This is a genomic window from Campylobacter pinnipediorum subsp. pinnipediorum (assembly GCF_002021925.1).
GTDB classification, from domain to species: Bacteria; Campylobacterota; Campylobacteria; order Campylobacterales; family Campylobacteraceae; genus Campylobacter_A; species Campylobacter_A pinnipediorum.
The window spans coordinates 1,316,385-1,342,014 of the sequence record NZ_CP012546.1 but is presented as its reverse complement, the minus strand read 5'-3'; the positions used below and the strand labels follow the sequence as shown (position 1 = coordinate 1,342,014).

Below are 25,630 nucleotides of genomic sequence, written 5' to 3'. Positions count from 1 at the left end.
AACACAATTAAAATTTTATTTTTAGGAAATCAAAATGATACAAACTTGTCTTTTTCCGGCAGCTGGTTATGGAACTAGGTTTTTACCAGCAACAAAATCTTTACCAAAAGAGATGTTACCTATCTTAACAAAGCCATTGATTCATTATGGTGTTGATGAGGCTTTGGAAGCTGGAATGGACAATATGGCTTTTGTTGTTGGTCGTGGCAAGAGAGCTTTGGAGGATTATTTTGATATAAGTTATGAACTAGAACATCAAATAGCTGGAACAAGCAAAGAACCACTTTTAGATGATATAAGAAAGCTCATGCAAAGTGCAACATTTTGTTTTACTAGACAAAATGAGATGAAAGGGCTTGGAGATGCTATCTATACCGGAAAATCATTAGTAAAAGATGAGGCTTTTGGTGTTGTTTTGGCTGATGATTTATGTATAAATGAAGATGGTGAAGGTGTTTTGTCTCAAATGATAAAAATTTATGAAAGATATCGTTGTTCTGTTGTTGCTGTTATGGAAGTTCCAAAAGAGCAAACAAAAAGCTATGGTGTGGTGTCTGGAAGAGCTATTGAAGATGGACTTTTGATGGTTGATGATATGGTCGAAAAACCAGACCCACAAGAAGCACCTAGTAATCTAGCTATAATTGGAAGATATATTTTAACTCCTGATATTTTTAATATATTAGAAAAAACACAACCAGGTAAAAATGGAGAAATCCAAATCACAGATGCTTTAAAAACACAGGCTAAAAGAGGTATGGTTTTGGCTTATAAATTTAAGGGTCGTAGGTTTGATTGTGGAAGTTTAGATGGCTTTGTGGAAGCAACAAATTATTTTTATAAGTTAAAAAATGATTAAAAATAGTTTTTATTTTAATTTTGATGATGAAAATATAATAAATGAATATGCTAAGCGTGTAAATTTGGAACACGATAGTGGTGAAATAGGGTATTATCATCTTCCTGATTTGAACAAAAAAGAGCTTGATAAAATTTTAGAATACGAAAAAAAATTAAAAGGCATAAAAAATATTGTGCTAGTTGGTATTGGTGGTAGTTCTTTGGGTGTTAAGGCTTTAAAAATGGCTATGGCTCAAAAACAGCACACAAGAGAGCTTTTTTTTATAGATAATGTAGACCCTAGCGTTTTTGAAATGGTAACTAAGCATATAAATTTTGAAGAGAGCTTGTTTATAATAAGCTCAAAATCAGGTAATACAATAGAGACTATAAGTATATTTAAATGTCTTATTGATCTTTACAAGCCAGCTGATTTAAGTAGAAATTTTTTGATAATAACAGATAAAAATACAACCTTAGAGCAATATGCAAAAGAAAATAATATAAATTTTTTCAATATTCCTAAAAATGTTGGTGGTAGGTTTAGTGTTTTGAGTGTTATAGGGCTTGTGCCTTTGGCTTTTTGTGGATATGATATATCACTTTTACTTGATGGTGCTATGTATTGCAAAAAACAATACATAGATGAAAATGATAATTCTATCATCTTTAAGGCTTATCACTATGCAACTCACAGAAATGCTGATATAAATGTCGTTTTTAGTTATTCTAGTTTGCTTGATGGATTTAATGATTGGTATGTTCAGCTTTGGGCTGAAAGTCTTGGTAAAAAAAATGGATATAAACGTATAGGTCGCACACCTGTTGGACTTATAGGTAGCAAAGACCAACATAGTTTTTTGCAGCTTATTATGGATGGTGTTAAGGATAAAACAATAACTTTTATCAAGGTAAAAAACACCAACTCTGTAAAAATTCCATCTTTAAATATTTCTCACTTTAAAGACTGTGATTTTGTTGATGGTTTACAGCTTGGTGAGCTTATAAATTTTCAGTGTGATTCTACCAAGATGGCATTGGTTCAAGAAGGACTTAGTGTTGATGTTATAGAGCTTGATATGATTGATGAGTGGCATATGGGATACTTAGTTTATTATTATGAACTCTTGACATCAGCAACAGGAATTATGCTAGGTATTGATACTTATAATCAACCAGGTGTTGAGATAGGCAAGAGAATCCTTAAAAATATGCTTTTGAAATAAAAAATATTGAATACAATTTAAAAATTTACTTTATTTTAAGTAGCTTTTTAAATAGTTTTTTTTAAAATAAACTTAAAATTAAATTTAAGGAAATTAGAAAATGCATAATGAATTAAAACTCAGTAAAAAGATGAATGTTGGCATAAAAAGTCTTTTGATTTCAGGTTCGCTTGGTATTTTAGTTTTGATATTTATCATCAATATGTTATTTTTAGAATTTCAAGTTAAAAAAGATATGGTAAATGTTTTGCTTGAAAAATCAACTTTACAGGTAAAAGAAACAGCTAAACATATAGAGTATATATTGAATAATGAAAAAAATTACGAGAAAATTTTACAGAAATTGGTTTTAGATGAAGCTAAACAAGACAATGTTGCTTATGCTGTTGTTATAGATTCTAATATTCGGGCAATAGCACATTCTGACGAGTCCAAAAAAGGAAAAATATATGAAGACAGCTATACTAAAAATGCTGTTCGGAATTCCACTATAGCAACTAGTAGATGGTATGCAGATGTTCAAAAAACTTGGGTTTATGACATAATGATACCTATTTATAAGGATAATAAACCATTTGGTGTTATAGATATAGGTGTTCCAGAAAGTGGAATAAATTCAGTAACAGATAGAATAGTATTTTCTCAAATAACTACTTATGTGGTTATTTTTATTATTATATTAATTTTACTTCCAATATGTATTAAAGTGTTTTTTCGCTCACTTTTTGATGCTATTTTTATAATGCAAAAAATATCTGAAGGCGATGGTGATTTAACTTCTAGACTTAAAGTTGCAGGTATTAAAGAGATAAAAGAGATTGCGTATTATTTTAATCAAACCATGGAAAAAATTCAAACTCTTATATCAAATTCAAAAAAAGCATCTACAGAAAATGCTGGTGTAGCAAATGAGTTAAGCTCAACAGCACTTTCTGTTGGACAAAGAGTTGAAGAAGAAACTAATTTAGTAGCGCAAACAGTAAGTCAAGGCGAAAAAGTAGTTCAAAATGTTGCATCTACTGTTAGCTCAGCAAAAGAAAGCAGTGATAAGTTGGGTGAAGCTGGGGAAAATTTAAATACCATACAACAAGAGATGGAAAACTTAAATACTCTTTTAAATAAAACAGCATCACAAAGTTTGGAGTTAAGTCAAAAACTAACACAAACTAGCCATAATACAGCTGAAGTAAAAGAAGTTTTAACAGTTATAAACGACATAGCAGATCAAACAAATTTACTAGCACTTAATGCAGCTATAGAAGCAGCAAGAGCAGGAGAGCATGGTAGAGGATTTGCAGTTGTTGCTGATGAAGTAAGACAATTAGCTGAAAAAACACAAAAAAGCTTAAATGAAATAAACACAACCATAAATGTAGTTGTTCAGTCAGTTAATGATGTAAGCACTGATTTAAATAGTGCAGCAAAAGGCATAGAAGAAACATCAAAAGTTTCACAAGACTTAAGCGAAATAGTGCATACAAATGCTCAGATAGTAAAATCAAGCATAGATGCAAACATACAAAATACAAAAGAGTATCAAGAAGTATCAAAATCAGTAAATGAAATAATAGATCAAATCAAAAAGATAAACGATATAGCCAGCACAAATGCAAGAAGCATTGAAGAAGTAGCAAGTGCTAGTGAGCATTTATCTAAAATGACAAATCAACTTGATGGTGAGCTTGGTAAGTTTAAGGTTTAATTTTTTATTATTTAAGTGTCTCTCACATCGATATAAATAATATCATTTTGAGGACACTTTTTTGCTTTTTTAAAAAATTTAATATCTATAAAACATAATAATACTCCATTTATATTAAGCCTATTTTTACCTTATTTTTATCTCTTTATTTTTGTGTGTAAATTTTTATTTTTTAACTTTTAATGAGTTTTGTGTAGTTTAGTATTATATTTCTATGATATTTATAAGGTTTTTTGTATTATTAAGTCATATTTTTTTGTAAATTATTTAAAAAAAATAAAATAAACTTTTATATGTTTAGTCTATAGATTGAAATTTGCTTTGTGAATTAACATGAAATAATTAGCCTGAAATAAGGCTAATTATTGTTTATATAATACTTTATCTTTTGCTCTTTTCTTGAACTTGTTTTATAAAATATTTTGCATTTTCAACAGGCACATCGGGTAGTATTCCGTGACCTAGGTTAAATATATGATTTTTGTTTTGCATTATATTTAAAATTTTATCTATACCTTCATCTATGGCCTGTTTTGAATATAGTCTTGTAGGCTCCATATTTCCTTGTAGTACATATTTGTGTCCTAATTTTTCTTTTGCAAGTTCTATCGGAGTACCCCAATCAACACCAAAAACATCAAAATTCCCATCTATCTTATCAAGATATCCACTTATTCCTTTTGGAAATACTATAACAGGTATATGCGGAAATTCTGATTTTATTGCGTCTACTATTTTTAATATATAACTCCAACTAAACTCAAAAAATGCACTTTCTTCAAGAGCCGCAGCCCAGCTATCAAAGATTTGTATAGCATTGACACCTGATCTTATTTGAGTTTTGGCATAGCCTATCAAGGCATTTGTTGTTTTTTCTAAAATTTGATGCATTAGTTCAGGGTTTTGATAAAGCATTTTTTTGCTTATAGCGTATGTTTTGCTTCCTTGACCTTCTGTCATATATGTAGCTAAAGTCCATGGAGCACCCAAAAAGCCAATCAAGGCCTTATTTTTATCTAGTTTTTCTCTTGTTAGTTTTATGGTGTCATATACATATGATAAATTTTTTACAGCTTTTTGTTCATCTAGTATTTGTAGGTCTTGTATGTTTTTTATAGGTGATTTAAATATCGGACCTTCGCCTTTAACAAACTCAAGTTCCATGCCCATTTCAAGAGGAACAACCAATATATCACTAAACAATATCGCAGCATCAACCCCCAAAATATCAATAGGCTGTATCGTTACTTCACTTGCTTTTTTATAGTCTTTACAAAGTGATAAAAAATCACCCGCTTGCTTCCTTACTTGCATGTATTCAGGCAGGTATCTTCCAGCTTGACGCATCATCCAAACCGGTGTGTAAGGTGTGTCTTTTTTAAGACATGCATCTACAAAAATCATAACTTTCCTTTTGGTTTATTTATAATGATTATACAAAAAATATAAAAAAACAATCTTTAATAATAAGTTTTTGTATTAAAATACAAGATGTATTGTGGTAAATATTATTGAAATTTATTAGTTTGTGGTAGTTTAAAATAGATAAGTTATGGCGATACAAAAAATGTTATTCAAATATAAAAAAATCAACCCTTCTCAAAAATTATTTTGATTTTTTCTTTTTTGATTTTTTGGATTGATTTACTTTATCTAGTTTTATATAACCTAGCTCTAGTAATTTATTGTAAATTCTAGATACCTTTGGTCCAGCTGCTGAACCACCGTGTCCACCGTGTTCTATTATCATTGTGATAACGTATTGCGGGTCTTCATAAGGTGCATATGTAGTAAGCCAAGCGTGAGATCTTTTTAGATACTCCATATCTTCTTCTCTTGCGCGTTTTTTTTCTGTCTGCGATATTCCTATTACCTGAGCCGTTCCTGTTTTTGCAGCTACTGTTACATTTGACTCTGTGAAGTATCGTCTTGCTGTTCCTTTTGGATGATTTGCTACTTCATACATAGCGTGTCTTATTGTTGGAAGCTGTGCTTTTTCAAATTTTGTAAATATATTATCTTTTGGGGTAAAATCTGAAATTTCGTTGTCTATACTTTGTAAAAAGTGAGGAACTATATTTAGCCCTGTAGCTAGCATAGCTGTGTGTCTTGCGACTTGCATAGGAGTTGTTAAGAAATTTCCTTGACCTATTGATGTGATGAGAGTTTCACCTTGAAACCAAGATTTTCCGTATTTTCTCATTTTCCATTCCCTGCTAGGCACTGTTCCTAAAAACTCATTTGGTAAATCAACACCAGTTTTTGTTCCAAAGCCGAGTCTTTCTATAACCGGAGCTATTGCATCTATTCCTATTTTTTGACTGCTTTTATAAAAATAATCATCACAACTTTCTCTAATAGCGCTAGTTAGATTCATAAACCCATGTCCATAAATATTCCAACATCTAAATTTTCTACCACCAAGTTCATAAGAGCCATTGCAAGTATAACCTTCATTTTTACTTATTCCGGCATCTAAAAATGCCATGCCCATAGCCATTTTTACAACAGAGCCGGGAGGATAAAGACCATTTACCATTTTGTTTGTAAATGGGTGATCTAAATCTTTGATGAGCTTATCCCATTCATTTTGTGTTATTCCTGTAACAAATGGATTGAGATTGTATTCGGGAAAACTTCCAGCAGCTACTATCGCACCATCTTTTAGGCTCATTACAACCACACTACCGGCATCTTGCCCAAAAACATTAGATACAAATTGTTGAAGCTCTAGGTCTATGCTTAGTCTTATATTTTTGCTGCTAGGCGGAGTATAATTTATCTGTTCTAGTTCTTCATTTAAGGCATTGATTTTTACTTTCCTGCTACCTTCTTGTCCTTGCAAGATATTATTATAATATCTTTCTATACCACTTCTTCCTGTATGATTTGTTAGTTTTGCTAATGGATTATTATTCATATCTTGTTGATTCGCACGGCCAACATAACCTATTATATGAGATGCCAAATCATTATAAGGGTAATGTCTCTTTGAAGCAGGTTTTATCTCTAAATTTTCATGTAAAGATAATTTGGCTATATGTGGTATAAATTTATCATAGTCTATAAATTCAATAACATTTATAAAATCTTGATTATATGCAGAATCATTCTTTTTGTATTCTTTTTGTATTCTTGTTGCATTTAAATCATCAAAAGTTGATGTTAAAAAAATAATTTCTTTATCTAATACATCTGGCTTTTTTGTAAGATGAGGTTTGATTGCCACTGAAAAACCAAGTCTATTTACTGCTAAAGGTCTATCTTTTGAATCAAATATTAGACCTCTTACTGGAGCTATATATTGTGTTTTAATAGCATTTTGTTCAGCTATTTCTTCATAATATGCATTTGAATTAACACTTAGATGATATATTCTTGTAAGCAGTATGAGCCAAAAAATTATGATAATTGCAAAAACTATCCGCATTCTCATACTATACGCTCTCTAAAAAGTATTATTGCCACAAAAGACTCTATAACTATATAAATAATATATTCTATGTCTAAATATAAAAAATCGTTATTTTGAATATAGTTTATAGCATTATTTACTAGATATGTTCCTATATATCCACTTGTTACAAATATAATAAGTATTAAATTTCTATATTTCATTGTAGAAAATAGCCAATCCACTATAAAATAGAAAAAAATAAAAAATGTAATTATTGTTGAAAAAATATAAAATCCATGAACTTGTTCAGCAAAAAGTAAAAAAGCTATACTTAAATACCACCCAAAGCCAAATTCTATATATGTTCTTTGCTGTTTTCTTGCATATTCTATAACCATGTATGTGAAAAAAATTCCAAATAAAGGTGGTAGATAAACTAATATAGTCGTTAGCATTTCATATGCAAATAACAACAAAATACCAAAAAAATTTCCTATATGTTGTAAGTCCGTGTTATTTTTTTGCATTTTTATATAAATTTATTCGCTACCAAGTGTTTTTTTTATTATTGTGTTTAATGCTTTTTCTATCCCATTTTTATTTAGGGTTGATACTAAAATTCCGTCTGGATCGTTTTTTAATACTGCACTTTTAAGGCTTTGATTTAATTTATCTGATTTTGTGTATAAATTTAAAAGTTTTTGATCAGGTCTTAAAAAACTTGTTATGTAGTCATTTACGTTTTTATCTATTTCAAGATCAAAATGTCTAGAGTCTATCAAATGCACAAAAAGTCTTATAGTTTCCCTTGATTTCAAAAACTCATCTAAGTTTTTTTTCCATTCGTTGTGAGTTGATTTGGCTACTCTCGCATATCCAAAACCTGGTAGATCAACGAAAATTACATTAAATTTTTCTCCTTTTTCATCATCAAGCAAGCAAATTTCAAAAAAGTTTATGAGTTGCGTTTTTCCTGGTGTAGATGAACTTTTCGCTAAAGAGTTATGTTTTGTTAGGGAGTTTATAAGGCTTGATTTACCAACATTTGATCGACCTAAAAAGACAATTTCACTTGAATTAAATACAGGTGCTTCTTTTATACTAGGCGATGAGGTTATGAAATTTGCTGAAACTATTTTTATCACTTTTTGTCTTCTTTTACTTGAAATATAAATTTAACTGGTTGTTTTTCTGAACTTACTACATTATAAACACCAGTTTTTTGATTTACTATTATTTGTTGTCCATATACATTTTTGTCTGTTTGGATTTCTCTTAGATGTGCTTTGCCTGCAATTGTGTAAATTTCTTGCTGAGGCTCATAAGTTAGTAAATTTCCATTACCCTCATATGTTTTATCGTGTATCATTACTTTAAAGTAAACATTGTTTGTCGCTGTGTATTTTATAGGTTGTCTTGCATTGTTGAAATTTACAACAACTTTTTCAGCTCTTAACTCATCATAATCACCTTTTTTTATCTTTACATTTCCAAAAAATTCACTAATTTGTTTTTTCTCGTCAGCAAAAAAACTATCAGAAGTTATCTCTATTTGCTGAGCCTTTAATGCTGAAATTGCTAGAAAAAATATAATTATTAATTTTGATTTATCCATATTTTGACACCTTTTGCTTTTGTTATTTTGTTATTTAAATCATATATTATATTTGTTCCGGTTATGTTATTTTCATTTTTTGTGATTACAAAGTCAGTATTAGACATAAGTGTTTTATCTTTTTTATGATAAATCGCTTCTTGTGATTTAAATGTTAAACTTTGATTATTTTCATAATTTACGTTTTGTCTCAATTTTATCTCTTCGCCTTTTATTATTGCCTTATCTGCTTTTAAGAAATTATTTAGATTAGAGTTTATAAAATTTGCTCTAAAATATACTAGTTCATCGTTAGCTTTGTATCTGTTAATCTCTTTTGCCTCATATTTTGCTGATATTTTTTCATTATCAATTTCATAATCGACAACATCATTTATCTGTATATTTGATATACTAAAATCGGTTGTAAAGTTTTCAGCCATATATGGATTCGAAGATGCTAAAAAAACCATAGAAATACTAAAAATTGTAACTATTATGTAAAATATTTTTATAACCAATTTTTAGACCACTCATCGTATAAATTTTCTTTTTTTATAATTATTTCTATCATTTCTCTAATGGCACCTTTGCCACCTTTGTTTTTTAATTTTGTTTTTACTTTTAGCTCCGGTATTGCATTTTTTGGCTTAAAACTCCATTTTACACTGTTTAAAAGCTGAAAATCATTATAGTCATCTCCAATAGCGGCTGCATTTTTTAACTCAAGTCCTTCAAAATTTAATATCTCAATTGCTGTTTGCAATTTATCTTTGACACCTTGATATACATGTGTTATTTTTAAATCCTCAGCTCTACGTTCTACTATTTCTGATTTTCTTCCAGTTATTATAGCTATTTTTTTACCAAGTTTTAGCCATCCTTCTATTGCATAACCATCTTTAACATTGAAGCTTTTAAACAATTCACCGTTTGAACTGTAATTTATGCTACCATCAGTTAAGCAACCATCTACATCTAAAAAAATTATCTCTATCATAAAATTCCCTTTGTGCTAGAAATATTAATTATTACTATAATTAAAAAAGATTATTTCTAATTCCTAATCCCTTAGTATATAAGCGCCATCAAAGTGACCACTTTTTGCAAAATCTCTAGCCTCATCTTCACTTTTAAAACCTGTTAAAAACACTCTGTACATTTTAAGGTTGTCTATTATATATGTTTTTATTATGGATTTGTATCCTAATATTTGTTTGTGTTGTTTTTGATAAATTATTGCACCATTTTTGTTTCTAAAAGCACCTATTTGAACCATAAAATTCCCACCAACTATGCTTTGACTTTGATTGCTTGGATAATTTTTTTGTTCTGAAATGTTTTGACCTGCAAAGCCAACTATATCTAAAATGACAGGTGCTGTGCCTGTTGAAATCATAGATATTTTTTCAGCAGCAGCTTTTGAAAGATCTATTATTCTATTTGATACAAATGGACCTCTATCGTTTATTCTCACTGTTATATTTTTGCCATTATTTAAATTTGTAACTTTAACGATTGTGTTCATCGGTAAAGTTTTATGGGCGGCTGTTAAGTTATACATATTAAATATTTCGCCATTTGATGTTTTTTTTCCATGAAAATTTGGACCATACCAACTAGCCATTCCTCTTTGTGTATCTCCTATTTTTACTACTGTAGGATAATATGTTTTACCATTTATTGTGTATGGTCTCATTGTTGCTTTTTGAATACTTTTTGAATTATTTATTTTTGTATTAGTTGGTCCAATTGGATAGTATGAATTGGTATAAAAACAGCCATTTAATAAAAAAAGTATAGCTAGAAATGATATTTTTTTAAGGAATGACAATAGATGCCCCTGTTGTTAGTATATCAGAACTAGCAAAAGCATTTGCCTCTTTTATGTCTTTTATGTTTACATTAAATTTCTTAGATAATATTTCCAAGGTGTCACCTTTTCTTACTATGTAGTTTTGAAATTTATTTTTATCAGATCTTGGTATTATTATTTTTTGATTTATAGCTATTTTACTTGTTGTTAGATCGTTATATTCTTTTATTGCTTTGTGACTTACTCCTGAGCTTTTTGATATGCCGATTAATGTATCACCTTTTTTTACTGTATATGTATAAAATCTATTATTGTATTTTATTGGTTTGAAATTTTGATTAAAAATATCTTTTTTGTTTTCAGGTATATACACATAGTAATTTTTGGCATTTGGAGGAGTAAATGCGAAGTTTAGATGTGTATTATCATCTCTTATTTTCTTAACACCAACACCTATACTCTCTCCAATTTTTTTTAAAGAAGTGCCTCCTGGAATAGCTACTCTTATTAATTTTGCACCTTTTTTATTTAATAAATTAAAATCAGGAGATGAAGTGAAGTACTGATTTTGTTCTATAAAAGAAGCTCTTATTATCTTCATTATAAAATTTCTAGTTTCTTTTGGGAGATATCTTTTTTTTGGATCCAATAAAGTTTCTAAATCATCAGTATTTGCTTGTCTTATAGCCTTTCTTAATTTTCCTTCGCCGCAATTGTATGCTAATATCGCTAAATACCATTTTCCAAATCTATTTTTTAGACCTTTAAGATACTCTGATGCTGCTTTTGTAGCTTTTACAGGATCTCTTCTTTCATCAACATATTTGTCTATTTTAAGTCCATGAACCTTAGCTGTTGTTGACATAAATTGCCATATTCCAGCTGCTTTTGCATTTGAAATAACCTTATTAGAAAAACCAGATTCTACCATTGCTAGATAAAAAAATATGTCAGGCATACTAGCTGCTTGTAAAGTATTTTTTATCGTTGGTATATATTTGTATCCACTTTTTAATTTTCTTGAAAAATCATCTACTTGATTTTTTGTAATACTTTCGTTCATATTTTTAAAATAATTTGTATTTGCAAAATTGTAAGGTATATCTAATTGTTTTAAGATTTTTAATTGATTTTCTTGTGAAATATTTGCAAACAAATTTACATTGACAGCACTAATACATGCGAATACTAAAAGTATTTTAATTATTATATTTCTCATTTTTCTCCTTAGTTATTAAAAACTTTAAATAATCTTTTTGTGTTATCTAATACTATTTTTTTTATCTCACTTTCTTCTATTTGTAAAATTTCAGACATTTTTTTTGCAACTAAAGTTGTATATAAAGGTTCATTTCTTTCGCCTCTGTAAGGATGGGGTGTAAGATATGGCGAATCAGTCTCTATTAATAACCTGTCTGTTGGTATTTTTGGTAAAATTGAAACTAAATTTTTTGCATTCTTAAAAGTTAAAACCCCACCTATCCCAAAATAAAAATTTCCTATTTTTGCTAACTCTAATAATAACGGAGAGGCATTATAACAATGTAATATAGCTCCACTTGTAAGTTTTGAAGAATATTTTTTAAGTATATTAAAACTATCTTCATTTGCATCTCTTATATGTAATATTAGAGGTTTTTTTAATTCAATTGCTATATTTATTTGTTCTATAAAAATTTCTTTTTGTTCCTCTTTTTCTTTTATTTTGGCATTTTCATCAGTAGGTAATCTGTAATAATCTAATCCGCATTCACCAACAGCGATACATTTTTTGTGTTTTGCAAACTCCATAAGTCTTTTTTTATCAAAAGTGTCTTTGTGATAAGGATGAACACCTATTGCAAAAAAAACATCATCGTATTTTTCGCTAACACTTACGATTTTTTCCAAGTCATTACCATCTGCGCCAGGTATCAAAAACCCTTTTATCTCGTTTTTTCTAGCATTGTTAATTACTTGACTTAAATCACTATCATATTTTATATGATCAAGATGGCAATGTGTGTCTATTATCATAAATTAGCTATCTCCACTCTGTTTCTGCCATTGTCTTTTGCTCTATATAAGGCTTCATCTGCTAGTTCCATTAATTCTTCTAAAGTGTAGTTTTCGTTTCCAAATACCAACCCTATTGATGATGTTATTTTTATTGTTTTATCTTTAAAAGTTATCTGCTCATTTGCTATTTCGTTTCTTAATGTTACAAAAAATTTAACAGCATTTTCATTACTTGTGTTTTTTAACACAACACAAAATTCTTCCCCGCCAAATCTAGCCACTATGTCGCTACCTTTTGTTTTCCCAATAAGCATGTTAGAAAAACATTTAAGCACTAAGTCCCCAGAATCGTGTCCATATGTGTCATTAACATTTTTGAAAAAATCTATATCAAATAATGCTATTGCAAATTGTTCATTTTGCTCATATGCGTGGATTGTGTAGTTTAGCATATTATCAAAAAAGTATCTTCTATTATAGGCACCAGTTAAAAAATCTTTATTTGCAAAATCTGCTATTTGTTGTATGTTTTCTATAGCTTCTATTGTATTATTTACTCTGCAAATTATCTCTTCTTTTTCAAAAGGTTTGGCTATAAAATCGTTTGCTCCATGTTTTAAAAACATTGAAGTTCCAACATTTGCATCAGGCGTTGTCATTGCTATAAAACCAACTTCATTTTTGTCTTTATTTTGTCTGATTTCATCCAGCAACTCGAGCCCGTTTTTAACAGGCATGTTATAATCTGATAAAATAAGTTTTACATCTGGATTTTGTTCAAAATAATTAATAGCTTCTTCACCGTGAGCTGCAGCAAAGACTTCAAATTGTAAACTTTTTAATATATTTTTTATGGAGTTTCTAAGCGTCATAGAGTCTTCAGCTATTATAACTTTATATTTTCTATTTTTTATAAGGCGATTTATTGTTGAAAATATATAATTCACATCGTTTACATTGCTTTTATAAACATAATCAATTATGTTTTTTTGAAGAAATTCCTCTTTTGTTTTTGTATCAACACTTCCAGTTAGAACTATTACATTTAACCCTCTTGATAAAGCGTAGTCTACTATCTCTCCATTTGGAGCATCTGGTAAGTTTAGATCTAATATAGACAATAGATATTTATCTTTTTCATTCATAAACAACTGTGCTTCAGCAAAACTATATGCCACATCTATCTCTAAATTTTCAATTTCTTTTGTAATTTTTCTAGCTAATAATTTTGATAAAGTTTTATTGTCATCAACTAATAAAATTCTTTCCATGAGTTTTGTGCCTTGTTTTTTTATTTATGCAATATAAATTATATCATGAACATTTTATCAAAAAAATTTTTGATAAATCTTAAATTAAAAATTAATTATATTTTATTATTTCAAGAGTTCTTTGGCAAATTGTATAGCTTCATTGCTTATATGTTCGCCACTTATCATTCTAGCAAGTTCGTTTATTCTTTCTTGATTCGTTAACTCTTTGATAGTTGATAAATTATCTTTTTTTTCTATTAAAAAATGAGAATTTGCTTTTGAACTAAGTTGTGGCTGGTGTGATATGGCAAAAATTTGATAAAATTGTGATATTTGAACCAATACATTTGCTATGCTCATCGCTTCTTTTCCACTTAAATTTGCATCTATTTCATCAAGTATCATTACACCATTTCCGCTGTTTGTTATCTTGCTTTCACTTGCTATTAATGCAAGTCGTAGTCTATTTATTTCACCTGAACTTAGCTTTGATAAGCTTGTTTGATTTAGGGTTAGCACGACAAGATCTTTCCCAAATTCGCTTATCTTTGTAGGTTCTATTTTTAGCGTTATGTTTTGCATGTATAAATTATTTAGATATTCGTTTATGATGTTTTGAAGATTTGAAAGTAGAGACATTCTTTTATTTGTTATTTTTTCACAAATTTCATCTTGTTGTTCACTTATTTGACTATATTGTGCTTGTAAATTCTTTTTTTCAAAGCTTATGTTTTCGTATTTTTGTAGTTCTTCTTCTTTCTTTCTTAATGTTGCTATTGCTTCTTTTTCGCTTCCATATCTTTTGATTATAGAGTTTAAGTCTTCAATTCTATCTAGTATTTCTTCCACGTTTATATCATCAAGTTCATCTATATTTAGCTCATCTCTTGCTATTCTTAATGCATTCATTGCTTCTTCAAAAAAAGAGCTATCTATATCACTTATATTTAAGGCTTCTATAACACTATGTTCAAGCTCAAAAATATTTTCAGCTTTATTCCAAGCTTGTTCTATTTTATCTTTTTTGCTTAACATTTTTTTTATTTGCATTAGCTCTTCAAATTCGCCATCTTTTGGATTTGTATTTTTTATTTTTTCTATTTCAAATCTTGCAAATTCTTTAAGCTCTTCTATCTGTTTTTCGTCATTTTGTATTTTTTCTAGCTCATTTTTTATTTTTTTATATGTTAAATTAATTTGTCTTAATTGTTTTAAATTTTCATTGTGTTCTTTATCGTTAGCTAATGTATCTATGATATTTAAAAATCTTTCATTTTCAAATTCATTTATTTGTTTTGCTGATAGAAATTTTATATGTTCATTTGCTATGTTTGTAAGATTTTTTTTAGATATCGCTTGAGAGTTTATAAAATATCTTGTTGAGTTGTTTTTTGTCATTTTGAAGCTATTTATCTCTTCGTTTTCTATACCAAATTCTTGCATTTCAAACTGATAGTTAACATCAGCTTCTATTACTTTTGCCTCGCTATCACTAAGACCAAAAGCACTCATTATAGCAGACATAAACACTGATTTTCCAGATCCACTAACTCCTGTAAAAACACTAAGTCCTTTTTTAAACTTAACTTCTACTTCACTAAAGCTTAAATGATTTTTTATATAAATTCTTTCTATCATTGTTGTCCCCATCTGAGTTTTTCTTTTAAAACTTGAAAATAATCCCTTTGTATATGTCTTATGAGTCTTGCTCTTTTTTGACTCAATTTAACTTTAATACTATCATAATCTTTCATTTTGAATGTATCTTGCCCATCTATAACCAAGACTTCATCTTTGTAGGCTTTAAACTCTACATAAAAATCTTTTGGTAATATAACTGGTCTTTGAGTTAGAGAGTGAGAACAAATAGGCGTTATTGCAAATACATCACTGAGTGGATATATTATTGAACCACCGGAACTCATATTGTATGCTGTTGAGCCAACAGGAGTTGTTGCTATAACCCCATCTCCAAAATAAGAGTTAAAATATTCTCCATTTAAATAAGCATCAACCAAGGCATTTGATACAGGTTTTGCTCTCATTATAACAGCATCATTAAATGCTATTTTACGTATCTCTTCTTCTTGATTATTTTTTAGGATGACATCAAGCATAAAAGGCTCTTCTATCTGAAATTTGCCATTAAAAAACTCGCTAAAAAAATCCTCAGTTTGCTCCATAGTAATATCTGTTAAAAAGCCTAAATTTCCAGCATGTATACCAAGAACATATGGCGAAAAATCACAACATTTTCTGCACGTAGAAATAATAGTTCCATCTCCACCAAGAGATATTATAAAATCACTTTTTTTTGCGATAGCCTCTAATGTATACCCAGTTTGATTTAGCTTATTGGCTATACTTTCCTCTGGTAAAATTTCAACACCATATTTACTTAATATATTTTTTAATTTATTGAAATTTTGAGTAAAGTTTGAGGTTTTTTTTGCAACCAAGCCAACAAATTTTATGTTATTATAATCAAGATTCATTATTTTTTCTTAAAAAATTTATAAAATTATCAATGCTCATAGGTTTTGCAACAATATATCCTTGCACTTCATCGCAATTTAATTTTTTTGCTAATTCTAGCGTTTCCTTGTTTTCTAAACCTTTTGCAATTGTTTTTGCGCCTATTATTTTTCCAAATTCTATAATTGATTGGACTATTTCTTGCTCATCTTTATTTATATGTATATTTGATATCAACTTATTTGCTATCTTTATATGACTGATCTTATATGTTCTAGTGTACAATAGCGATGAACGCCCAGCTCCAAAATTATCTATACAGACATTTATACCAATACGTTGCAATCTTATAAATATATTTTCTAGTATATCTTTTGAATTCATCCATATAGATTCATCTAATTCAAGCATGATATATTTTGGATTTACTTCGTAAATTTTTAAATTTTCTTGGATTTTTTCTATGAATTCTAATAAATATATTTTATTAGAAAATATGTTTATACTTATTATTGGCGGTTTTATATTTAATAATTTAAAATCTTTTATGGTTGATGATATTTTTTGTATAACAAATTCAAAAAATTTATTAGCAATATCAGTTTTTTTTGCTATTTCTATAAAACTATTTGCTTCTAAAAATCCAAGTTCTGGATTGTTCCATCTCAGTAGTGCTTCAGCTGAAACAATTTTATTTGTTTTTGCATCCAATACTGGTTGGAGATAAATTTCAAATTCTTTGTTGATTTGAGAGTTGTTTAATAAAATATCAATTTTAGAGTCATGTCGCAATAATCTGCTCATTTCTTCTGTATATATAAGAGGATTTAAAGAAGGCGCTTCTTTTGCAAAATTCATAGCTTGATCAGCATTTATTATTATTGATTTTGCATCTTTTTTACTATTATAATCAGATATGCCTATTCCAACTATGCAGTCTAATGCAAAATTGTAAGATTCTATTTGAATATTTTCTTTTATAGATCCTATTATTTGATTTGCAAAATTTAATAAGTTTTTTTTGTTTTTATCTTCGAATTTAGCCACTATTACAAACTCATCAGCATTTAATCGACCAACTATTTTGTTTTCATCACACAAAATCAATAATCTTTTGCCAACAATTTTCAAAATTTTATCACCAACAATGTATCCATAACAAGAGTTAGTTAGCTTGAATCGTTTTATGTTTATATAATATACAGCTATACATTCATTTTTTGTTTGTTTTTCTAACAATTCGCTAATCTTGTGTATTATAAAATCATTGGTGTGTAATCCTGTTAAGTAGTCTTTTTCTATTAGTTCTTTTAGCTTTAGGTTTGCTATAATTAATTCATTTGTGTGCATTGCAACTTTTTTTTCTAGTTCATTTGTTAAATTTTGTTCTTTCTTTAAAAGTTTGTTGCTATATATTGTATTTTTTACATAATAGCTAAGTAGAATATGTCCAAAAATTATTAAAAGAATAAAAATTGATATTTCAGCTTCTATATTTTTTTGAAATATTACAGGTATAATGCTTATCATGGGTATCCACTTTGCTATTATTGAAAAATTGATATTTTTTTGTTTAATAACTCTATTTGCACCTTGAAACTCATAAGCCCCAAACATTATTATCATAAATGGAATTATATAAAATATATTTAAGAATCTACTATCTAAATGATTGGAATTAACCATATCTTTAAAATATGTTATATTTATCAGAGAGAGTATGACGCATGATATGATTACATAAAAAATACTTAGATTTATTGATATCTTATTGCTAGCAAAAAGCGCATTTAATACAAAAAATAAAATCATAAAGCTAAAAATAATAGAAAAAAATGCTGAAAATTGAGTTATATTTTTTGTTATGAGTATAAAATTATAATCTTTAAAGAAGCTTATTAAAAATACAGATAACATTAAAAATATTCCAAGCGCATCGTTTAATATTAGCATTTTATCTTCTGCTTCATGTTTAAACTTTTTATAAAAATAAGAGCCTGTTCCAATTAAAATAAAAAAAGTAGGTATCAAATACGCAATGTGTAAAAAACTATACTCATTATAATCTTTTAATAATATAAATTTATATATATACCAATTTAAATCACAAACTATCCAAAGAATAGAAGATAGACTTAAAAGTATCCAAAGTTCTCTTTGCTCTCCTAGTTTAGATATCGAAGCATATATTTTTTTTGAAATTACTGCCATGGCTATTAATTCTATCATGTAAGACAAGAATGTAAAATTAAATAAATAACAGACAAAAGATATAAAAATTGATAGTAAAATAAACATTGTTATGTATAATTTACCAAGCTCTTTGAATCTAAAATTCAATTTTTCTCCTAATTATTGTTGGATTTAGATTATACCATAAAACATTTTTCAGATATAATCTTTTTCAGATATCTTAAATTGGTGGGGCAAAATATGACAAAAAATATTTTATTAAAAGATAATGATTTGCTAGACTTTTATACTTTTATGGTTACATCTTCAAAAAAAGCTAGAAATACAAAAATTTTTAATACGATTGGTGTTTTTAGTGAAATTATGATAGCCTTTTTTATCTTAGGGTTTATGTTGGAAAAAAATATTTTAATAATTGTGGGATTTATTCTATCATTTTTTTGGCTATTTTTCTATCCATTTTTTTTAAAAAATAAACAAAAAAAAATACTTAGGAGTTTTAAAATAAACAATAATATTAAAAATATGTATATTTATGTGTCAGATAATTATATTGCATTTTATAGTGATACAAAAAAAGATGAAAATACATTTTTAATTGATAATATTAGCGAGATTTATGAGTGTAAAAATATATTTATTGTATTTATATCTGATAGTATTCATATAATTATTCCAAAAAATATAGAAAATACAGATATAGTAAGATATATAGCTAAAAAAGCCGACAAGAATATATTGGTTTTTGAAAGTTTAAGTTATAATGATTTTTTAAACTGATATTTGATTTTTTAAAAAGCATTCAAAATCTTTGCTTTCTAATGGTTCACTCCATATAAATCCTTGTATTTCATCACAACCTATATTTTTTAATACTTCTAGCTGTTCTTCGCTTGAAACACCTTCTGCTATGGTCTTTATGTTCATAACTTTTGCTAATGATACAATCGCTTTCACTATGTCTTTGCTTATTACATCCGTTCTTATTTCATCGATAAGTTTTTTTGTTATTTTTAATTTATTTATATTAAATTGTTTGATTGCGCTAATTGACGAAAAGCCAGTGCCAAAATTATCCATAGATATATTTATATTGTTTTGTTTAAATATATGCAATATCTCTTTGGCTATATCATAGTTGTCACTAAAGTCTAGTTCTGATATTTCTATGTTTATCCATTTTGGATCTATATTATTTTTTTTGATTAAATTTATTATATTATTAGCAAAGTTGATTCCATCCATTTGTTTTGAAGAGATATTAATGCCTATTGATAAATCTGTTTTGTATTTTTCATTTATATATTTTATGTATTTTACCGAATTAACTACAACCCATTTTCCTATTTTTATAATAGTTGCATCTTGCTCCGCTATAGGAATAAATTTACTAGGCGGTATATTGCCTTTGCTTGAAGAATTCCATCTAAGAAGTGCTTCAAAGCCAATTATCTTTTTATTTTTTATATTAAATTGTGGTTGAAATATAAGTCTAAATTCTTTATCAAAATCAGCATTTTCTAAAAGATTTTTTATGTGGTAATCTTCCCATCTTATAATATTTAAATCTTCAGTGTATATATAAAATGGTATCGGTGTATATTTTTTTGCTACATTAAGAGCCATATTTGCTTGAGATATCAAGTCTTGGACTTTTATTTGGCTTGTTTCAGTTGAGCTTATTCCTATTTTTGCTGATATTTTTATTTTATTGTTTTCTATAATTAGAGGTTTTTGTATATAGCTTAATAGGCCGTTAGTAAAATCAATATAATCAATATCTGTATTTTTTTCTTTTATCGCTATTAATATATCGTCTCTGCCAAATCTTCCTATAATATAATATAATTTTTTAGAAATGAATTCTTTAATTCGATTTATGGTTTTTATTAGAACTTGATCTACTATTTGACAACTATAGGTGTTGTTAATATTTTTAATATTTTTAATATTTATTATATATAGACTAATCACAGTATGATATGATTTTGTAGAAATTAATTCTGACAATTGAGCTATAAAGTATGGCCTATTAAACACTCTAGTTAATGCATCATACATTACTAATTCTTTTAGCTTTATATTAGTGTTATTTAGTTCGTTTAGTCTATTTTGTTTAGTTATATTTAGCTTTATGATCGCTTTTTTTTCTTTTTCAATCATCTCTTTATTATATTTTATGCTTGAAAGTTGATAAGTTAATACACTATAAAAAACTACAATCAACATAGAAAAAATTATATACGTCATATTTAAGTTTTGTATATAGAAACTAGATAATATTGGGACCAACATGAGAAAAGATAACTTTTTTATTAAGTTTGAGCTTGTTGGCTCGAATGATGCTATAAAATTTTTATTATTTTCTTTTTGTATTAAAAAGCTAGATAGCGTTGCTAATAAAAAAGATATAGAAAAAAGTATTTCAGATACTATATATGATGTATTTTCATTTTTTATAGCACCAAATATATCTAAAATATCGTTTCCAGAAAAAATAAGTATTGATACCATTAATAGATACAAAGAGTAGTCTTTTTTTAAATTTTCAATACAAGTATATAGTATTGCTATTGTTGTTATGTTAAAAATATTTATTATTAAAAATAGTCCGTTTAGGATATGGTCTTTGTATGTTTTTATGTCTTCAAACTCATTATCAAAAATAATAAATACAAAAAGACTAATTGATATAAAACTGGTAAATAATATATCTGCTGCAATTTGTCTTGAATTTGTATCTTTAAGGTAGGTTTTATAAATACATATTGTTGTGCAAAGTATTATTGAAGTCGGTATTAGATATATTGAGTATATAATAAAACTATTTTGGTTGGAGTATAAAAATAACCATAAAGTGTCACATATACCCCATGTAAAAATATATCCAAATGTGAATAACCAGTACTTTTTTATTTTATTGTTTACTATTAATATATTTTTGTAAATTATTATAGACATGTATAAGTTCAATACAACACTTAGTATATGAGAAACAATATCATAATGAAAAAATAGACTAATAGCATAGGCACAAAAAATTGTTATAATTTGTATTAATGTTGACGTATTATCTTTTTTAATATTGTTTATTAGTTTTAACAAAGTTTCACCTAGTATATTAAGTTTTTGAGCATTATAACAAAAAAATTATTTTATTATATTTTGCCACTTTTCCCATTCGCCACTTTCATCTACATCGTTTCCTATATCTTTGTATCTTTCATAAAAGTATAAAACAAATTCTTTTGTATTATTATTTTTTGGTAAAAATGTATTTTTATGTTCCTCGCAAAATATATTTAAAAACTCACTCGCTTCTTTTTTATCAGCATAGTGTTTTGCTAGATTTTTGTAGTTGTTTAGACAAATTTCTTTAAATTTTTCATATGATGATTCATCAAAATTAATACTTAGTTTTTTATCTTTAAATGATAAAACACCGCTTTCAAAAAGCAGACTAAGATGTATAAGCCCTTCGCAATAATAAGCCCTTACTTCATCTACTTCCATCCATGCTATAAGCCCTATTGCACGTGCGATTAGTTCATGAAATACAGCCATTTTATACTTTTCATCTTCATGTAAAAAGAAATTTACAAGTCCACCGGTTGTAGCCTTATACTCTTCTATAAATTTAAACACTCCATTTTTATTCATAAGTAGTTCTGTATCATTATCTATAAATAAAATATGTCCAAACTCGTGTCCTATTGTTGAAATTTCATATACTTTTTTCCAAATTTCAGGTTTTGTATAAAGTATCTCTCTTCCAAAATTTAAAAAATCTTTTTCAAATATCTCAGAACTAAGTTTCATGAACGGTTTCGCTTTTGCACTTTCATATATATAATTTACAAAAGCAAATATCTTTTTGCCACACATTTTACTTACTTTTTCATCATTTGGTACAACTTGAGCGCTAAATAGACCATTTAGCTCGGCACCATAATAAACAAGTGGTAAAGAAACATAAAGTTGTGTTCTTTGTATATTTGATATAACTTGATTTTTTATGTTTTCATCTTGTAAATTTATCTCTTTGCTTATGTGTTCAAAACTTTTTTGTATACTTGATTTAAAACTTTCTTCATCTATTCCATCTTCATCGACAAGTCTTATATCCCATTCTAATGCTACAGCGTGAGTATAAGCATCTTCATAATATTCAAGTGGATGTGCTGGTTGAATTTTATCTCTTATATTCATCCAACAAATTTCCGCTTCCTGCCAAGCTTTTATAACCTTGTCATTATTGTTTTCTAAAAATGCATTTTTTATGCTTTTAAAGTATTTTATATATGATTTTTCATTGTCGTTTTTGCAAAGTTTTTCTAAATTTATTAGACCAAACTCAATTTCGTTTGCAACATCTAATACTTCATCTTTAAATACAGTTGCGTATGGAAAAAATTGATATTTTTTGCCGGTTTTTATGATGGCTCCATATGTTCTATCTGCTTTTTGATTGTCATCTGTCTGAAAAAGCTTGTTTTTTTCACAAAATTCACTTGCTTCTTTTAGATTTTTGAACTTTTTATCAAATTCTTTATTTATGCCATCTATTATGTGTGATTGCCACAACTCTTGCCATTTGTTGATTTTTATTCCAACTCTATGCATAAGAGTTATGATTTCGGTAAAAAAATCATCTAGTATCTTTTCTTCTTTTATTTTTAGCAAAAGCTCAAAATGTATTTTTTCATGAATTTTTCTTGTAAAATCATACATTTTTTCTATCGCTATTTTTTGTTCTTCTTCATTTCTTCCAAGCTTTTTAAGTTCATTTTTAAGCGGGTCTATTTTTAGATCAACTACTCTTCTTAATATTGCTATTTTTTCACTTTTTGTGCCTTGTAAATTTAAAATTTCAAGTGCTTGTTTCACAATATCATTATCTAAATCTTTATAAAGCGAGTTCAATTTTGCTCTATTTTTATTTACTAATTTATTTAATTTTTTAAAATCATTCATATTTTAACCTAAATTTTATTTTTATTTTTATAATTATATCAATAATTTTTTAATCTTTTTTAATACATTTTTGGGTAATATGTTTCGATTAATATAAAGTGATTTTAGGAGCAATATGAGCTTTTCTATACGCCGTATCTTTTCAAATTTATTTTTAAGCGTAGTTTTGGAGGGTTCTACATGCATGTTTTATGGTCGTGTGTTTAAAAATGGCAAGGTTGTAAAGACCTTAGAAGCGACATTTACTGATATTGATACTGAAAATATAGATGATAAAATTATAGCTTATGTTAAACGACAAGAAGATGCATATTATGCTGTTTATATATCACTTTTTTATAATGATAACTTTCAGGGTGCTTTACCAACTCTTAATAAAGAAGAGTTTAAAAAATACAATATAAAAACCGATGATTTGCTTACTATTAGGATTGATGATTTTAGTGTGTATGCCGATATTGTTGCTGTCAATAAAGCTAAGAATTTATTTGGTGAGAGCAGTATAGATCTTCTTTATTCGCCTATTGCTATTATGTTTCATGAAATTTCAAAGATAGGAATTTCTGAAAATACATCTTTGTATTTGTATTCTATGAATGATTCAGCAGCACTTGCTATTTTTAGCAAAAAAAAGATGAAATTTGCAACTTTTTTTAAGTTAGATAAAAATGATTATACAGTTTCTGATGAATCAGAATTCAATAAAGAGGATATTACAGACATAGACAATCTTATAGTAAAAGATGAAGAGGAGATGTCATCTTTGGATGGTTTAACCAGTCTTGATGATATAATCCAAGATGAAAAGCCTAAGGAATTTGAGGATTTGGGCTATGACATAAATATGCCAGAATCAAAAGACGTAGATGCTTCTGTTTCTATTTTTGGGCGTGATATGGGCATGTATCGTTATATAATGTCAGCTATAAAAGAATTTTACCTAAACCCTTTATATAATGGTGACTTTATACAAGATATAATTGTATTTGATAGCTCAAGAACGAGTGCTACTTTCTTGCAATATATACAAACTGAGCTTTTTGTAGAAACATATGTTCATCAGGTGGATACATTAAAAAGTATGAATGAATTAATGCAAAAGGAGATAAGTTTATGAGTTTTAGTTTTATAAAACCAGAACCAAGACCTATTTTTAGCATTTTTACAAAAGTTTGGATGATTTTGATATCATTTCTGTTTGTATTTTTGTTCTTATCTAATTTGTTTATTTTATATAAAAATTACTCCATAAAAAGCGATACTAGTAGCTTAAAACAACAACAAATTGATCTTAATATGAATATAGAAAGTATGAATTCAATGATTGATAATTTAAATTCAAAAATTGATGTTGGCAAAGATATACAAACTTCAAATTCTCTATTAAAACAAAGTCTACACAATCTTTTTGATTTGGTTCCTGATAGTATTACTCTTGAAGAGGTTATGATGGATAAGACATCTCTCATAATAAGAGGTGTTACGCCAACAAAAAATGTTTTTAATCAGTTGCTTTCAACGCCTTTAAAATCAATTTTTAACACATCTAATACAAGTTTTTATCAGATAAAAAATGGATGGTATGGATTTGTTAGCACAAATAAAATGGATAATTCAGAGGGATATAATGAGTAAAAAAGATACAAGTTTAGAAAATATAGACATAGTTAAACTTTTGCTTTTTATATTTATATTTGCTTTGATTGCTCTTATTATGGTTTTTGGATTTTTAGTTCCAAATATAAAAGAGTATAGAAAACTAAGTAGAGAAAATAACTCTCAGATGGCATCTTATGTTAAAGTAAAACAATTATTTGATATGTATTCAGCTAATTTAAATAGTATAAAACAAGATAATCAATTTTTACTAAAATCTTATGATAGTAAATTTGATAAAGATGATTTTATAAAATTTACATCAAAATTTTTCAAAAATGTATCTTTAAATCAAATAGATAAAACAGAAGATAGTGAGTATTTTTTGTACGAGCTTAAAGTTACTAGTTTGGTAAAAACTCCAAAAAAGTTTTATGATTTTTTAGATAGCCTTGGTAAATATAGTAGTATAATAAAAGCCGAGTTTCCTATCAAGATGACTGGTGATGGAGAAAATATAGACATGACTTTTAATATCAAAGTTTATGGAAATAAACAAAAATAGT

At 27.4% G+C, this 25,630-nt stretch carries 23 protein-coding genes and 2 pseudogenes; 9 read left to right on the top strand and 16 right to left on the bottom strand.

From position 1 onward, the window contains the following. The first annotated feature begins 34 nt into the window (after positions 1 to 34). From galU to CPIN17260_RS09715, 4 genes and pseudogenes are all read left to right on the top strand, one after another. A complete protein-coding gene (gene galU / locus CPIN17260_RS06965; protein WP_069632328.1) occupies positions 35 to 859 on the top strand; it encodes a UTP--glucose-1-phosphate uridylyltransferase GalU in 825 nt (274 codons plus the stop codon). Beyond that, on the top strand, positions 852 to 2,066 hold the full coding sequence (locus CPIN17260_RS06960; RefSeq protein ID WP_078440799.1) for a glucose-6-phosphate isomerase: 1,215 nt from the start codon (positions 852 to 854) through the stop codon (positions 2,064 to 2,066). The genes galU and CPIN17260_RS06960 overlap by 8 nt, the downstream gene beginning before the upstream one ends. Positions 2,067 to 2,166: 100 nt before the next feature. Then, positions 2,167 to 2,673 (top strand): annotated as a pseudogene (locus CPIN17260_RS09720) (hypothetical protein); the annotation flags it as partial. Positions 2,674 to 3,270: 597 nt separating this feature from the next. Then, positions 3,271 to 3,768: pseudogene (locus CPIN17260_RS09715) on the top strand (methyl-accepting chemotaxis protein); the annotation flags it as partial. A gap of 381 nt (positions 3,769 to 4,149) precedes the next feature. Here the strand turns inward: CPIN17260_RS09715 and hemE are convergent. The 14 genes from hemE to CPIN17260_RS06885 form a co-directional block, all read right to left on the bottom strand. Continuing rightward, complete coding sequence (hemE, locus tag CPIN17260_RS06950; protein WP_069632331.1) at positions 4,150 to 5,172, bottom strand: uroporphyrinogen decarboxylase; 1,023 nt, start codon at positions 5,170 to 5,172, stop codon at positions 4,150 to 4,152. A gap of 202 nt (positions 5,173 to 5,374) precedes the next feature. After that, a complete protein-coding gene (gene mrdA, locus CPIN17260_RS06945) occupies positions 5,375 to 7,204 on the bottom strand; it encodes a penicillin-binding protein 2 (RefSeq protein ID WP_078440797.1) in 1,830 nt (609 codons plus the stop codon). Continuing rightward, positions 7,201 to 7,692, bottom strand: a complete 492-nt coding sequence (locus CPIN17260_RS06940) for a hypothetical protein (protein WP_069632333.1) — start codon at positions 7,690 to 7,692, stop codon at positions 7,201 to 7,203. The genes mrdA and CPIN17260_RS06940 overlap by 4 nt, the downstream gene beginning before the upstream one ends. Before the next feature lie 12 nt (positions 7,693 to 7,704). Next, positions 7,705 to 8,310, bottom strand: coding sequence for a ribosome biogenesis GTP-binding protein YihA/YsxC (gene yihA, locus CPIN17260_RS06935; RefSeq protein ID WP_078440796.1), 606 nt, complete (start codon positions 8,308 to 8,310; stop codon positions 7,705 to 7,707). After that, positions 8,307 to 8,780 (bottom strand): lipopolysaccharide transport periplasmic protein LptA, encoded by a 474-nt coding sequence (gene lptA / locus CPIN17260_RS06930; protein WP_069632335.1) that lies wholly within the window; start codon positions 8,778 to 8,780, stop codon positions 8,307 to 8,309. The genes yihA and lptA overlap by 4 nt, the downstream gene beginning before the upstream one ends. Further along, positions 8,762 to 9,280, bottom strand: coding sequence for an LPS export ABC transporter periplasmic protein LptC (gene lptC, locus CPIN17260_RS06925; RefSeq protein ID WP_069632336.1), 519 nt, complete (start codon positions 9,278 to 9,280; stop codon positions 8,762 to 8,764). The genes lptA and lptC overlap by 19 nt, the downstream gene beginning before the upstream one ends. Next, complete coding sequence (locus CPIN17260_RS06920) at positions 9,271 to 9,759, bottom strand: KdsC family phosphatase (RefSeq protein WP_069632337.1); 489 nt, start codon at positions 9,757 to 9,759, stop codon at positions 9,271 to 9,273. The genes lptC and CPIN17260_RS06920 overlap by 10 nt, the downstream gene beginning before the upstream one ends. A 63-nt stretch (positions 9,760 to 9,822) precedes the next feature. Then, complete coding sequence (locus CPIN17260_RS06915; protein ID WP_226996926.1) at positions 9,823 to 10,593, bottom strand: septal ring lytic transglycosylase RlpA family protein; 771 nt, start codon at positions 10,591 to 10,593, stop codon at positions 9,823 to 9,825. After that, entirely contained in the window at positions 10,580 to 11,794 is a 1,215-nt protein-coding gene (locus tag CPIN17260_RS06910) for a lytic transglycosylase domain-containing protein (protein WP_069638122.1), read from the bottom strand. The genes CPIN17260_RS06915 and CPIN17260_RS06910 overlap by 14 nt, the downstream gene beginning before the upstream one ends. A gap of 8 nt (positions 11,795 to 11,802) precedes the next feature. Beyond that, positions 11,803 to 12,591: a TatD family hydrolase gene (locus CPIN17260_RS06905; RefSeq protein WP_078440795.1), complete on the bottom strand. Its 789-nt coding sequence runs from the start codon at positions 12,589 to 12,591 to the stop codon at positions 11,803 to 11,805. After that, positions 12,588 to 13,844 (bottom strand): GGDEF domain-containing response regulator, encoded by a 1,257-nt coding sequence (locus CPIN17260_RS06900; protein ID WP_069638120.1) that lies wholly within the window; start codon positions 13,842 to 13,844, stop codon positions 12,588 to 12,590. The genes CPIN17260_RS06905 and CPIN17260_RS06900 overlap by 4 nt, the downstream gene beginning before the upstream one ends. A 105-nt stretch (positions 13,845 to 13,949) precedes the next feature. After that, a complete protein-coding gene (locus CPIN17260_RS06895; RefSeq protein WP_069638119.1) occupies positions 13,950 to 15,464 on the bottom strand; it encodes an AAA family ATPase in 1,515 nt (504 codons plus the stop codon). After that, positions 15,461 to 16,321: an NAD(+) kinase gene (locus CPIN17260_RS06890; RefSeq protein ID WP_069638118.1), complete on the bottom strand. Its 861-nt coding sequence runs from the start codon at positions 16,319 to 16,321 to the stop codon at positions 15,461 to 15,463. Before CPIN17260_RS06890 ends, CPIN17260_RS06895 begins: the two co-directional genes overlap by 4 nt. Then, a complete protein-coding gene (locus CPIN17260_RS06885; protein ID WP_069638117.1) occupies positions 16,311 to 18,641 on the bottom strand; it encodes a bifunctional diguanylate cyclase/phosphodiesterase in 2,331 nt (776 codons plus the stop codon). The genes CPIN17260_RS06890 and CPIN17260_RS06885 overlap by 11 nt, the downstream gene beginning before the upstream one ends. A gap of 93 nt (positions 18,642 to 18,734) precedes the next feature. Between CPIN17260_RS06885 and CPIN17260_RS06880 the strand changes: the two genes are divergently transcribed. Beyond that, a complete protein-coding gene (locus CPIN17260_RS06880) occupies positions 18,735 to 19,274 on the top strand; it encodes a hypothetical protein (RefSeq protein WP_069638116.1) in 540 nt (179 codons plus the stop codon). On the opposite strand, the gene CPIN17260_RS09265 is transcribed toward CPIN17260_RS06880, so the two are convergent. Then, positions 19,266 to 20,657: a GGDEF domain-containing phosphodiesterase gene (locus CPIN17260_RS09265; protein ID WP_162273583.1), complete on the bottom strand. Its 1,392-nt coding sequence runs from the start codon at positions 20,655 to 20,657 to the stop codon at positions 19,266 to 19,268. The two genes, CPIN17260_RS06880 and CPIN17260_RS09265, sit on opposite strands and share 9 nt — an antisense overlap. A gap of 130 nt (positions 20,658 to 20,787) precedes the next feature. Here CPIN17260_RS09265 and CPIN17260_RS09260 point away from each other — a divergent pair, with 130 nt between their 5' ends. Then, positions 20,788 to 21,027, top strand: coding sequence for a hypothetical protein (locus CPIN17260_RS09260; RefSeq protein WP_162273582.1), 240 nt, complete (start codon positions 20,788 to 20,790; stop codon positions 21,025 to 21,027). A 617-nt stretch (positions 21,028 to 21,644) separates the two neighbouring features. On the opposite strand, the gene ciaB is transcribed toward CPIN17260_RS09260, so the two are convergent. Then, positions 21,645 to 23,468: an invasion protein CiaB gene (ciaB, locus tag CPIN17260_RS06870; protein ID WP_069632346.1), complete on the bottom strand. Its 1,824-nt coding sequence runs from the start codon at positions 23,466 to 23,468 to the stop codon at positions 21,645 to 21,647. Positions 23,469 to 23,583: 115 nt separating this feature from the next. On the opposite strand from ciaB, the gene CPIN17260_RS06865 reads away from it, so the two are divergent. The 3 genes from CPIN17260_RS06865 to CPIN17260_RS06855 are packed head-to-tail and all read left to right on the top strand — an operon-like array spanning position 23,584 to position 25,629. Continuing rightward, positions 23,584 to 24,585, top strand: coding sequence for a DUF8341 domain-containing protein (locus tag CPIN17260_RS06865; RefSeq protein ID WP_069632347.1), 1,002 nt, complete (start codon positions 23,584 to 23,586; stop codon positions 24,583 to 24,585). Beyond that, entirely contained in the window at positions 24,582 to 25,103 is a 522-nt protein-coding gene (locus CPIN17260_RS06860; protein WP_078397706.1) for a hypothetical protein, read from the top strand. The genes CPIN17260_RS06865 and CPIN17260_RS06860 overlap by 4 nt, the downstream gene beginning before the upstream one ends. After that, positions 25,096 to 25,629: a hypothetical protein gene (locus CPIN17260_RS06855; protein WP_078440793.1), complete on the top strand. Its 534-nt coding sequence runs from the start codon at positions 25,096 to 25,098 to the stop codon at positions 25,627 to 25,629. The genes CPIN17260_RS06860 and CPIN17260_RS06855 overlap by 8 nt, the downstream gene beginning before the upstream one ends. The last annotated feature ends 1 nt before the right edge of the window (position 25,630 follow it).